This is a genomic window from Mycobacterium kyorinense, assembly GCF_001672775.1.
Lineage (GTDB): Bacteria > Actinomycetota > Actinomycetes > Mycobacteriales > Mycobacteriaceae > Mycobacterium > Mycobacterium kyorinense_A.
Genome location: NZ_LZKJ01000075.1, coordinates 1 through 12,543, shown reverse-complemented (window position 1 = coordinate 12,543; position 12,543 = coordinate 1). Strand labels below are relative to the sequence as shown.

Below are 12,543 nucleotides of genomic sequence, written 5' to 3'. Positions count from 1 at the left end.
GCCGACAACTCGTTTTCGCAGGCCTCGCGGTCGTGGCGGGGCGCACGCTCGGCCGCATCGGCCAGCGCCGCCAACCGCTTGCCCTGGGCGGCGCCGTGAAAGGCATCGATCGCGACGGCGCGGGCCACCACGGCGCGGCGGCCCAGGGCACCGTCGAGCGCCTGCCAGGACAGGTCGCAGCGCACATGTAGCCGGTCCAGCCGGTTGGCGGCGCTGGCCGATGCGGCCGAGCGTGCGCCCCGCCACGACCGCGAGGCCTGCGAAAACGAGTTGTCGGCAGCGTTGGCTGCTGTCGATCCGGCGTTGCTGCCGTCGGCGCTGGTCGCGGAGCTGGCCGATGCCGAGGCCCGGGTGCTGTTGGCCCGCCGGTTCCACAACGACGCGGTCCGCGACACCCTCGCGCTGCGCGAGCGCACCATCGTGGGCCTGCTGCGCCTGGGCGGAAGAGCGCCATTGCCAAGCTATTTCGAGATCGCTGAGCGGTCGCGCACGCATGGGCTGAGTGGCCACGGCGCGGCCAACCGGCGTACGTCGGCGCGGGTGGTGCTGCTCGACGACGCCGGTGCCGTGCTGCTGCTTTGCGGATCCGACCCGTCGTTACCCCCCGAGACCGCACCGCGCTGGTGGTTCACCGTGGGCGGGCAGGTAGGCGACGACGAGGGGTTGGCAGAGGCCGCGGCCCGCGAGCTCGCCGAGGAAACCGGCTTGCGAGCTGAGCCCGCCGACATGGTGGGACCGATCTGGCGACGCGACGCCGTATTCGACTTCAACGGCGCCGTGCTGGACAGCCAGGAGTTCTTCTTCGTCTACCGCACTCACCGGTTCGAGCCGTCGATCGCCGGGCGGACCGAGCTGGAACGCCGCTACATCCACTGCCACCGCTGGTGTGACGCGGCCGACATCGCCGAGCTGGTGGCCGCCGGCGAGACCGTCTATCCGCTGCAGTTATCGGAGCTGCTGGCCGACGCGGTGACGGTGGCCGGCGACGGGGCATCCGGCCGGCCGCGCCAGTTGCAGTCCATCCGCTGAGCGGCACCTATGCCCGCCAGCGTGAAGCCAGGTTCACGTTCGGCGTCGAGAGTGAAGCTAGCTGCACTTTCGGCGGGGAAATACTGGTTTGGCGGCCACCACTAGACTTGGCCGCATGGATACGTCGTCGAACGGCCACGGGCAAATCGGAACCGCACGGGTCAAGCGCGGCATGGCCGAGATGCTCAAGGGCGGCGTCATCATGGACGTCGTCACGCCCGAGCAGGCCCGCATCGCCGAGGGCGCCGGAGCCGTCGCGGTGATGGCGCTGGAGCGGGTACCCGCCGACATCCGCGCCCAAGGCGGCGTCTCCCGGATGAGCGATCCGGACATGATCGAGGGCATCATCTCTGCGGTCACCATTCCGGTGATGGCCAAGGCGCGCATCGGCCACTTCGCCGAGGCACAGATCCTGCAGAGCCTGGGTGTGGACTACGTCGACGAGTCCGAGGTGCTCACCCCGGCCGACTACACCCACCACATCGACAAGTGGAAATTCACCGTGCCGTTCGTCTGCGGCGCCACCAATCTCGGTGAGGCACTGCGGCGCATCGGCGAAGGCGCGGCGATGATCCGGTCCAAAGGCGAGGCCGGCACCGGCGACGTCTCCAACGCCACCACCCACATGCGGGCCATCGGCGGCGAGATTCGTCGGCTGACCTCGCTGTCGGAAGACGAATTGTACGTTGCCGCAAAGGAACTCGCAGCACCCTACGAGCTTGTCGTGGAGGTGGCCCGGGCCGGCAAGCTGCCGGTCACGCTGTTCACCGCCGGCGGCATCGCCACCCCCGCCGATGCCGCGATGATGATGCAACTCGGCGCCGAGGGGGTGTTCGTCGGCTCGGGCATCTTCAAGTCCGGCGACCCGGCCCAGCGAGCCGCCGCGATCGTGAAGGCCACCACCTTCTACGACGACCCGGACGTGCTGGCCAAGGTGTCGCGGGGATTGGGTGAGCCGATGGTCGGCATCAACGTCGAGGAGATCGCCGCGCCGCATCGCCTGGCCGAACGCGGCTGGTAAGAACGATCCGTGGCGATCGAGCAGATCCTCGATCTCGAGCAGCTCGAGGTCAACATCTACCGGGGCAGTGTGTTCAGCCCGGAATCGGGTTTCTTTCAGCGCACCTTCGGCGGCCATGTCGCCGGCCAGACGCTGGTGTCGGCGGTACGCACCGTCGACCCGCGCTTTCTGGTGCACTCGCTGCACGGCTACTTCCTGCGGCCCGGAGATGCCAAGGCGCCCACGATCTTTCTCGTCGAACGGATCCGTGATGGCGGCTCGTTCTGCACCCGCCGGGTCAACGCCGTCCAGCACGGCGAGACGATCTTTTCCATGTCGGCGTCGTTTCAGACCGACCAGAGCGGCATCGAACACCAGGACGTCATGCCCTCAGCACCGCCGCCCGACGACCTGCCCGGGCTGCAGTCGATGAAAGTGTTCGACGACGCGGGATTCCGCCAATTCGAAGAGTGGGATGTGCGCATCGTGCCGCGGAAGGACCTCAAACTTCTGCCCGGGCTGGCGTCCCAGCAGCAGGTGTGGTTCCGGCATCGCGATCCGCTGCCCGACGACCCGGTGCTGCACATCTGCGCGCTGGCCTACATGAGCGACCTCACCCTGCTCGGCTCCGCGCAGGTCATCCACCTTCAGGAGCGCGACCACTTGCAGGTCGCCTCGCTGGACCACGCGATGTGGTTCATGCGGCCGTTCCGGGCCGACGAATGGCTTTTGTATGACCAGTCGTCGCCGTCGGCGTGCGGCGGCCGGTCGCTGACCCAGGGCAAACTCTTCAACCAGTACGGCGAGATGGTCGCGGCGGTGATGCAGGAGGGCCTGACCCGCTACCAGCGTGACTTCCGCCCGGGAAGCCCGTGAGCCAACCCCGGATCGGCGTCTTGGCGTTGCAGGGCGACACCCGCGAACACCTGGCGGCGCTGCGGGAAACGGGGGCCGACCCGCGCCCGGTGCGCCGCCGCGACGAACTCGACGCGGTGGACGCGCTGGTGATCCCCGGCGGGGAGTCCACCACGATGAGCCACCTGCTGCGCGAACTCGACTTGCTGGATCCGCTGCGCAAGCGGCTGGCCGAGGGCTTTCCGGCTTACGGGTCGTGTGCCGGGATGATTTTGTTGGCCGACGAGATACTCGATGCCGGCGCCGGCGGGCGGGAGGCGCTGCCTTTGGGCGGCATCGATATGACGGTGCGCCGCAACGCCTTCGGGCGCCAGGTCGACTCGTTCGAGGGGGATATCGCCTTCGACGGTTTCGACGATCCGGTGCACGCGGTGTTCATCCGTGCGCCGTGGGTGGAGCGGGTGGGCGCGGATGTCCAGGTGTTGGCCCGCGCGGCCGGCCAGATCGTCGCGGTGCGACAGGGACCCGTTTTGGCCACGGCGTTTCACCCGGAGATGACTGGTGATCGTCGCATCCACCGGCTGTTCGTCGACATGATCACCGGCGTGGTCTAACGCCTCGCGGGCAGACACCGGGGTGGCCGCCAGGCATGATGTGCTCATGGCCGACATCGTGCGGGGCCGATTGGGACGCGTCGCAAAGCTGGCGGGATTGCCGGCAGGGGTGGCCGGGCGGGCCGCGCTGGGCGTGGGCAAGCGGATGACCGGCAAGTCCAAGGAAGAGGTCAACGCGGAACTTCTGGAGAAGGCCGCCGACGAGCTGTTTCAGGTGCTGGGGGAGCTCAAAGGCGGTGCCATGAAGGTCGGTCAGGCGCTGTCGGTGATGGAGGCGGCGATACCTCCGCAGTTCGCCGATCCGTTCCGGGAGGCGTTGGTCAAGCTGCAGACCGAGGCCCCGCCGCTGCCGGCGGCAAAGGTGCACCGGGTGCTCGATGCGCAGCTCGGGACCAAGTGGCGCCAACGCTTCGAATCGTTCGACGACAACCCGGTTGCCTCGGCGAGTATCGGACAGGTTCACAAAGGCACCTGGAAAGACGGGCGCACCGTCGCCGTCAAAGTCCAATACCCCGGCGCCGACGAGGCGCTGCGCGCAGACCTCAAGTTGATCCAACGGTTCTCCTGGGTGGCCAAGCAGATCGTGCCGCGAGCCGACGTGGACCGCCTTGTTTCCGAGGTCAGCGAGCGCATCGAAGCAGAACTGGACTACCGGCAGGAAGCTGGTTATCAGCGCGCTTTCGCGAAAGCCTTTGCCGACGACCAGAAGTTCTTCGTACCGGCGGTGGTCGCCAGCTCACCCAAGGTCATCATCTCGGAGTGGGCGGAGGGCCGACGACTTTCCACGATCATCGCCGAGGGCACCCAGGATGAGCGAAATGCTGTGTGTAGCTTGCTTCTTGAGTTCACCGTGAGTTCCCCCGCACGTGTCGGGCTGGTGCATGCCGACCCCCATCCGGGCAACTTCATGGTGCTGGCGGATGGCCGCCTGGGCGTGATCGATTTCGGCGCCGTCGCCGAGCATCCCGGTGGTGTGCCCGCCGAATTCGGCGAACTGCTGTGCTGGGCGCGAGACGAACAGTGGGATGAAGCAATCCGGTTGCTGAAAAAGCTCGGGTTCATGCCGCAGCACTACGAGCTGACTGCCGAGCAGCTGGTGGAGTACCTCGGCCCGCTCTGGGCGTACATCGATCCGTTGCGCTCCGGGGAGTTTCACTTCACCCGGCGCTGGTTCCAGAAGTCGGCCATGATCACCACCGATCCGCTCGCGGAAGGATTTACCGACCGGTTCAAGGTGGCCCGGCAATTGACCATCCCGGCCGGGTATGTCATGTTGCTCCGCACGCTCGGCGGTCTGCTCGGCGTCGCCGTGCAGCTTGATGCCCACGTGAACTACGCAGCGCTGGCCGAGCGTTGGCTGCCGGGATTCTTCCCGCCCGGCGAGGGGCACCGCACGCGGGCGACGGACGACGGGCACCTGCCGTCCACGTAGACTCGTCTGGCGAACTTTGCCAGCAACAGAAGAGGTAGCACGCCGATGAGCGGCCACTCCAAATGGGCCACCACCAAGCACAAGAAGGCCGTCATCGACGCCCGGCGCGGCAAGAACTTCGCCCGGCTGATCAAAAACGTCGAGGTCGCCGCCCGCGTCGGCGGCGGTGACCCGGCGGGCAACCCGACGCTGTACGACGCCATCCAAAAGGCCAAGAAAAACTCGGTGCCCAACGACAACATCGAGCGGGCCCGCAAACGCGGCGCGGGCGAGGAGGCCGGCGGCGCCGATTACCAAACCATCACCTACGAGGGCTACGGACCCAATGGGGTGGCGGTGCTCATCGAATGCCTCACCGACAACCGCAACCGCGCCGCCAGCGAGGTGCGGGTGGCGATGACCCGCAACGGCGGCAGCATGGCCGACCCCGGTTCGGTGGCCTATCTGTTTGCCCGCAAGGGCGTGGTCACCTTGGAGAAGAACGGGCTGACCGAAGACGACGTGCTGACCGCGGTGCTGGAAGCGGGCGCCGAAGATGTCACCGACCTCGGCGACAGCTTCGAAATCCTCAGCGAGCCAGGCGATCTGGTGGCGGTGCGCACCGCGTTGCAGGAGGCTGGCATCGACTACGACTCCGCGGAGGCGGGCTTTCAGCCGTCGGTCACCGTTCCGCTGGACGCCGAGGGCGCCCGCAAAGTCATGAAGCTCGTCGACGCGCTCGAAGACAGCGACGACGTGCAAGACGTCTACACCAACGCCGACATCCCCGACGAGATCCTCGCTCAGATCGAGGAGTGACCGCACGGCGGTCGCGCCCCGCACCGCGTGTCCTACCGGCTCTTGTCGGCGCCGCCCGTTAGGGTATCGAACAATCCCCCGCAAGCGGGAGGTGCCCCCAGTTCGGCGAGGGAGCGTGGCGTGCGCGTGATGGGCGTCGACCCGGGTCTGACCCGCTGCGGTCTGTCGGTCATCGAAGGCGGTCAGGGACGGCAGGTGATCGCGCTGGACGTCGACGTGGTGCGCACCCCGGCCGACGTGCCGTTGCCGCGGCGGTTGCTGACGATCAGCGACGCCGTCGAGCACTGGCTGGACACCCACCATCCGGACGTCATCGCGATCGAGCGGGTATTTTCCCAGCAAAACGTGTCGACGGTGATGGGCACCGCGCAGGCCGGCGGCGTGATCGCGCTGGCCGCCGCCAAGCGCGACATCGACGTGCACTTCCACACCCCCAGCGAGGTCAAGGCCGCGGTCACCGGCAACGGCGGTGCCGGAAAAGCGCAGGTCACTGCAATGGTGACCAGAATCCTCGGGTTGCAGGCCAAACCGACACCGGCGGACGCCGCCGACGCGTTGGCGCTGGCGATCTGCCACTGCTGGCGCGCGCCGATGATCGCGAGGATGGCCGCCGCCGAAGCCAAGGCCGCCGAGCAGCGCCGGAAGTTCAACGCGAAAGTGAAGGCCGCGACATGATCTCCTCGATACGCGGAGAGGTGCTGGACATCGCGCTCGACCACGTCGTGATCGAAGCCTGCGGTGTGGGGTACAAGCTGATGGCCGCTCCGTCGACGTTGGCCACGCTGCGTCGCGGCAGCGAGACCAGGCTGATCACCGCGATGATCGTGCGAGAAGACTCGATGACCCTGTACGGGTTTCCCGATGCCGATACCCGCGACCTCTTCCTGACCCTGCTGGGTGTCTCCGGCGTCGGGCCCAAGATCGCATTGGCCACATTTGCGGTATACGACGCGGCGGCGCTGCGCCAAGCGCTGGCGGACGGTGACATCACCGCGCTCACCCGGGTGCCGGGCATCGGCAAGCGCGGCGCCGAGCGAATGGTGCTCGAACTCCGCGACAAGATCGGCCCGGTCGGACCGACACCGAGCACATCGGTCAACGGCCACAGCGTCCGCGGCCCCGTGGTGGAAGCCCTTGTCGGACTTGGCTTTGCGGCCAAACATGCCGAAGAGGCCACCGACACCGTGTTGGCCGGCGACGACGCCGCCACCACGTCCAGTGCGCTGCGCGCGGCCCTGTCGCTTTTGGGCAAGTCCACATGAGCGAGCCCGAGGAGCGTGAGGTCTCACCGGCGCTGACCGTCGGCGAGGGCGACATCGACGCCAACCTGCGGCCGCGTTCGCTGCGCGAGTTCATCGGCCAGGCGCGGGTGCGCGAACAACTGCAACTGGTCATCGAAGGCGCCAAAAACCGCGGCGGCACACCGGATCACATCCTGTTGTCGGGGCCGCCCGGGCTGGGCAAGACCTCGCTGGCGATGATCATCGCCGCCGAATTGGGCTCGTCGTTGCGGGTGACGTCCGGACCCGCGCTGGAACGCGCCGGCGACCTGGCCGCGATGTTGTCCAACCTTGTCGAGCACGACGTGCTGTTCATCGACGAGATCCATCGCATCGCCCGGCCCGCCGAGGAGATGTTGTATCTGGCGATGGAGGACTTCCGGGTCGATGTCGTCGTCGGCAAAGGGCCTGGGGCGACGTCGATTCCACTGGAGGTGGCGCCGTTCACCCTGGTCGGTGCCACCACCCGGTCCGGTGCGCTGACCGGGCCGCTGCGCGATCGGTTCGGGTTCACCGCGCACATGGACTTCTACGAACCCGCCGAGCTGGAGCGGGTGCTGGCCCGGTCGGCGGGCATCCTAGGAGTCGAACTGGGCGCCGAAGCCGGCGCGGAGATCGCGCGCCGCTCGCGCGGCACCCCGCGGATCGCCAACCGGCTGCTGCGCCGGGTGCGGGACTACGCCGAGGTCCGCGCCGACGGCGTCATCACCCGCGATGTCGCCAAGTCGGCGTTGGCGGTGTACGACGTCGACGAGCTCGGCCTGGACCGGCTGGACCGCGGGGTGCTGTCGGCGTTGACCCGCAGCTTCGGCGGCGGCCCGGTCGGGGTGTCGACGCTGGCGGTGGCGGTCGGGGAGGAGGCCACCACCGTCGAGGAGGTCTGCGAGCCGTTTCTGGTGCGAGCCGGCATGATCGCCCGCACGTCGCGCGGCCGGGTGGCCACGGCCCAAGCCTGGACGCATCTGGGCATGGTGCCGCCGGTTGGGGCCGGTGGGCTGGGCCAGGCGGGGCTTTTCGACTAGTTACCTCCGCACCCGATCCGGGTACTCAGCACGCAGCCGACACCGTCGGTGTCAACTGTGTGAGGAGATTGTCATGAATGACGCGCGAACGGCCCCGGGCAGCCTGCACATGCCTCGCAGCCGCGGCGCGGTCAGCGGATTGCTCCTGATCGCTCTGGGTGCGTGGGGCGCGTTGGCCCCTTTCATCGGGCCGTATTTCCACTGGGCCTATACGCCGGACCAGGAATGGACCTGGACTGCGGCCCGCGGCTGGCTTGAAGTGTTCCCCGGTGTCACCACCCTGGTCGGTGGCCTGCTGGTATTGGGTTCGGGAAACCGCGCCACCGCGATGTTCGGCGGCTGGCTGGCGGCCTTTGCCGGTGCCTGGTTCGTGGTCGGGGGCGCATTCGCCTCGACCCTGCGGATCGGCAACGTAGGCCACCCGGTGGCCTCGACCGACGCGAAGCGGGCGCTGCTCGAAGTCACCTACTTCACCGGGCTGGGCGCACTGATCGTGTTCCTGGCCGGCGCGGTGCTGGCGCGGGTTGCGACCCGGACGGCGCGAGATGTCGAGGCGGTGCCGGCAGCCGCGGCTCCTGCGCCCGAGGTGGCGTCGGCGGACTACCCGCCCGCTCCGGAGTACACGCCTGCACCGGAAGTCTCACCCGATGCGGTCACCCAGGCGCGGGCCGATCAGTTTCCCGCCCAGGATGTCGAGCCGCCGCGGTCCAAGAGCAGCTTCTTCCGTCGGCGCAAACACGTCGACGCGTCGCGCTGACTAAGCGCCAAGTCCCCCATTTCGGAGGAAATGGGGGACTTGGCGTGTCGTGGTCAGAGTAGGCCGAGCAGTTGCAGGTCGGTGATGTACTTGACGATCACCGGCGCGCTGACATGCGGAATATCTTTGTCCGGACCGATTTTCGCGTCCTGCACCGCGGCGCGGAACCGATCGGTCGGCGCAATCGACCCCTGGATCGGCGTCTCTGGCTTCTGGTAATTGTGCAGCAGCGGCAGTAGCGAGTACTGGCGCTGTTTCTCCGGCAGAGCCCGCAGCGACATCTCGAACCGCTGCAACCATTCGCCGTAGTCGCCGATCCGCTGGATCTTGTACCCGGCGTCGATCAGCCAGTCGACGTACTCGTCCATCCCGATGCCGTCGTCGTAGGGGTTCATCACGTGGTAGGTCTGCAAGCCCTCCACGTTCGCAGCGCCCAACGCCGCGATGGCTTCGGCGATGAACTCGACCGGCAAGCCGTCGTAGTGCGCGCGTTGCCGGTTGCCGTCGGCGTCGAGTTCGTAGAACGAGCCGGGCGCGATCCCGGTGGCTACCAGGCTCAGCATCGTCCGGGTGAACATGTCCGGCAGATTGAGCTGGCCCGCATACGTGGTGTCGGCCAGGATCATGTCGCAGCGGAACACCGCGACCGGCAGGCCGCACAGCTGGTGCGCCTCGGCCAGCAGCACCTCGCCGGCCCACTTGCTGTTGCCGTAGCCGTTGGCGTAGCCGTCGTTGATCTTGCGGGTCGGGCTCATCACCCGGACATCGGCGTCCTCGGTGAACTTGCCCGGAGCGATCTGGTCGCCCACCCCGATCGTCGATACGTAGGTGTACGGCTTCTTCTTGGTGGTCAGCGCGATCCGGATCAGCTCGGCAGTCCCCAGCGCGTTGGGACCGAACAGCTCGCTGTACGGCAGCACGTGGTTGACCAGCGCCGCGGGGTCGACGATCAGGTCGACGGTGTCGGCCAGCCGCTGCCAGGTCGCGTCGTCGAGGCCGAGGTTGGCCTCGCCCTTGTCGCCGGCGATGACCTCCACGTGATCAGCGGCCAGCTCCTGGTAATGCTGGAGCAGCTTGGGGTCGCCGCTGTCGAAGGTCTTGTCCAGGCGGGCCCGCGCCTCGGCGTCGGACTTGGCGCGCACCAGACAGATCAGCTTGCCGTCGACCAGGTCCATCCGCTCCAGCCACTCCAGGGCCAGATAGCGGCCCAGGAAGCCGGTCGCGCCGGTCAGCAGCACCGTCCGCACCTCGTGGCTCGGTTCAGGCAGCGACGGTGCGGCGGCCAGCGTGGCGGCGTCGAGGAACTTGTCCAGCGTCAGATCGCCGGCGTGCACCTCGACCGCGTCGCGGCCGTGCACGGAGGCGAACGTCGGCCGCTTGGAGCCCTTCCGCTCGTCTTCGATGTAGGCGGCGATGGACTGCAGATCCGAGGCCGGGCTGACGATCACGCCGACCGGCACGTCCACGTCGAAGATCTCGCGCAGCAGGTTGCCGAATGTCAACGCCGACAACGAGTCTCCACCCAGGTCGGTGAAGTGGGCGTCGGGTTGCAAGTCGGACGTCGACGCGCCCAGCAGCGCGGCCGCGGCCCGGCTGATGGTCTCCAGCACCGGCGCGTCGGCACCGCTGCGACGGAGCTCGCTGAGCTCGTTGGCCTGCCCCTCGGCCAGCTCGGCGTAAAGCTGCTCCAGCCGTTCGCCGTAATGCTGCTTCAGTTTCGGCCACGCCAGCTTGCGGATGCCGGTGAGCAGACCATTCTCCAACGTGAAAGGTGTTGTCTCGATGAGGAAGTCGCGCGGCACCTCGTAGGACTGCAGACCGGCCTCTTTGGCCACCGTCTGCAGCGACTCGGCGATCGCCGACTTCGACGCGTTGAGGTCGGTCGGCACCACAACGGCGAGCAGGTAGGGGTGCGCGCTGTTGCCGTAGACGTAGATTTGGCGCACCAGCGGGCTGTTGCCGAACACCGCCTCCAGCTTCGCGACGGTGACGAACTCACCCTGGGCGAGCTTGAGCACGTTGTTGCGGCGGTCAACATAGACCAGCCGGTCGGGGCCGACCTCAGCCACCACGTCGCCGGTGCGGTAGTAGCCCTCGGCGTCGAACACGTCCGCGGTGACTTCGGGCCGCTTGTAGTAGCCGGGGAACAGGTTCTCCGTCTTCAGCAGCAACTCGCCCCGTGGATAGGGCTGGTCGGTGTGGAAGTAACCCAGATCCGGGACGTCGACCAGTTTGTAGTCGATGACGGGCGGGCGTTGCACCTCGCCGTCGAACAGCACCATGCCCGCCTCGGTGGAGCCGTAGCCGTCGAGCAGATGCATCTCGAGGACAGATTCGACCCAGACCTTCAACTCGGGAGACGTGGGCGCCGAACCGGTCATCGCGAAGATGAACCGTCCGCCGAGGCGATCTTGCCGCTGCTCGGCGATGACCTCGGCTTCGGCGACCGAGCGGTCCGCGCCCTCCGCGGTTCGGCGGTCCACTTCGCTCTGGAACTCGCCGAACAGCATCTCCCAGATTCTCGGCACGAAGTTCAGCTCGGTCGGCCGCACCAGGGCAAGGTCGTCCAGCAGTGTCGACAGGTCGCTCTTGGCGCCGAAGTAGGCGGTGCCGCCGTTGCCGAGCGTGCCGTAGAGGATGCCGCGGCCCATCACGTGACTCATCGGCATGAAGTTGAGGGTGATCGACGCGGCGCTCGGCCCGAACCAGTTGCGCGACGACCGTTGCCACATCTTGGCGACGTTGCGCTGCGGGTACATCGCGCCTTTGGGTGCGCCGGTGCTGCCGGAGGTGTAGATCAACAGCGCCAGGGCGTTCTCGTCGTCGGTGACGAACGCCGGCACGGCCGGCAGCGCCTTTCCGCGGTCCAGCACGTCGTCCAGCGTTTCCACGACGACCGGGCTATCGGCCAACTGCTCGCGGGCCGCCTGCACGGCGTCTCGGTGGTCGTCGACTTCGCTGTGGTAGTCGAACACCACTAGCCGGGCGGGCCGGTGCCCGGTCTGGATCAGCTCGACGGCGTCGGAAAGCTGGTCGACGCTTGCCGCGATTACGGACGGCTCGGTCTCGACGACGATCGGCCGCAGCTGCGTGATCGCCGCGCTGGTCTGCATCGGCACCGACACGGCGCCCAGGCGCGCCAGCGTCACATCGATCGTCGTGTAGTCGACGCTGGTGAAGCCGAGCACGCAGACCCGATCGCCGGGGGACACTGCATCAGCGGCCCATGCGCTGGCCAGCGCATCCACGCGCAGGCCCAGGTCGCGGTAGCTGATCGTGTCGAAGCGGGGCAGCAGTTGCGCCGACGTGCGGCCGCTCTGCGGGTCGCGGACGAATTCGACCGCGCGCTGGCCGAGCGCGGGGCGGTCCGCGTAGCCGTCGAAGATGGTCTGAATCACCTGGGGCAGCTGAAGTCCGGGCGCATGCGCTGCCTCGGCGACGGCGGGGTCAGGGCGGGCGGCGCCGAACTGCGGGTCGTTGGCGATCAAATCGGCGATACGGCGCTCGATGAGCTCTTCGTGGGTATCGGTGGGCATGAGGGTCCTCTCGCAAGGATTAGGACGTTCAGATTTACGGCGCACCGTTGCGTCAACGGTTTACTACGTTAGCAAAGCTAATTTTATTCCGGCGAACAAGGTGACCAAGCTAACGCGACGGCGGGGCCGGTCGTCACCGGCGGGCTTAGCCGCCGCCCCAGGCGTCACACCGGTCACTCCCGGGATGGTTGTGCCGATGTGCCCGCCTCGTAGCGACAAC

General features: G+C 67.7%; 10 protein-coding genes and 2 pseudogenes. 10 read left to right on the top strand and 2 right to left on the bottom strand.

Features of this window, described 5'->3' with window-relative positions:
• A pseudogene (locus A5707_RS07665) lies at nt 1-185 on the bottom strand (exopolyphosphatase); the annotation flags it as partial.
• Nucleotides 186-192: 7 nt separating this feature from the next.
• Here A5707_RS07665 and A5707_RS07660 point away from each other — a divergent pair.
• The 10 genes and pseudogenes from A5707_RS07660 to A5707_RS24395 form a co-directional block, all read left to right on the top strand.
• Nucleotides 193-1,029, top strand: a pseudogene (locus A5707_RS07660) (NUDIX hydrolase); the annotation flags it as partial.
• Between the two features lie 115 nt (nt 1,030-1,144).
• A complete protein-coding gene (pdxS, locus tag A5707_RS07655) occupies nt 1,145-2,050 on the top strand; it encodes a pyridoxal 5'-phosphate synthase lyase subunit PdxS (protein ID WP_065013907.1) in 906 nt (301 codons plus the stop codon).
• Between the two features lie 9 nt (nt 2,051-2,059).
• Nucleotides 2,060-2,905: an acyl-CoA thioesterase II gene (tesB, locus tag A5707_RS07650; RefSeq protein WP_065013906.1), complete on the top strand. Its 846-nt coding sequence runs from the start codon at nt 2,060-2,062 to the stop codon at nt 2,903-2,905.
• Nucleotides 2,902-3,498 carry a pyridoxal 5'-phosphate synthase glutaminase subunit PdxT gene (gene pdxT, locus A5707_RS07645; protein ID WP_065013905.1) on the top strand — a complete coding sequence of 199 codons (597 nt, stop codon included), beginning with the start codon at nt 2,902-2,904 and terminating at the stop codon, nt 3,496-3,498. Before tesB ends, pdxT begins: the two co-directional genes overlap by 4 nt.
• 46 nt (nt 3,499-3,544) lie before the next feature.
• Entirely contained in the window at nt 3,545-4,930 is a 1,386-nt protein-coding gene (locus tag A5707_RS07640; protein WP_065013908.1) for an ABC1 kinase family protein, read from the top strand.
• A 45-nt stretch (nt 4,931-4,975) separates the two neighbouring features.
• Nucleotides 4,976-5,728, top strand: a complete 753-nt coding sequence (locus tag A5707_RS07635) for a YebC/PmpR family DNA-binding transcriptional regulator (RefSeq protein WP_065013904.1) — start codon at nt 4,976-4,978, stop codon at nt 5,726-5,728.
• A gap of 120 nt (nt 5,729-5,848) precedes the next feature.
• Complete coding sequence (gene ruvC / locus A5707_RS07630) at nt 5,849-6,403, top strand: crossover junction endodeoxyribonuclease RuvC (RefSeq protein WP_065013903.1); 555 nt, start codon at nt 5,849-5,851, stop codon at nt 6,401-6,403.
• Nucleotides 6,400-6,990 carry a Holliday junction branch migration protein RuvA gene (gene ruvA / locus A5707_RS07625; RefSeq protein WP_065013902.1) on the top strand — a complete coding sequence of 197 codons (591 nt, stop codon included), beginning with the start codon at nt 6,400-6,402 and terminating at the stop codon, nt 6,988-6,990. The genes ruvC and ruvA overlap by 4 nt, the downstream gene beginning before the upstream one ends.
• Entirely contained in the window at nt 6,987-8,030 is a 1,044-nt protein-coding gene (gene ruvB, locus A5707_RS07620; protein ID WP_065013901.1) for a Holliday junction branch migration DNA helicase RuvB, read from the top strand. Before ruvA ends, ruvB begins: the two co-directional genes overlap by 4 nt.
• 73 nt (nt 8,031-8,103) lie before the next feature.
• Nucleotides 8,104-8,787, top strand: coding sequence for a hypothetical protein (locus A5707_RS24395; protein ID WP_232000659.1), 684 nt, complete (start codon nt 8,104-8,106; stop codon nt 8,785-8,787).
• A gap of 53 nt (nt 8,788-8,840) precedes the next feature.
• On the opposite strand, the gene car is transcribed toward A5707_RS24395, so the two are convergent.
• Nucleotides 8,841-12,323, bottom strand: a complete 3,483-nt coding sequence (car, locus tag A5707_RS07610) for a carboxylic acid reductase (protein WP_065013900.1) — start codon at nt 12,321-12,323, stop codon at nt 8,841-8,843.
• Nucleotides 12,324-12,543: the final 220 nt, after the last annotated feature.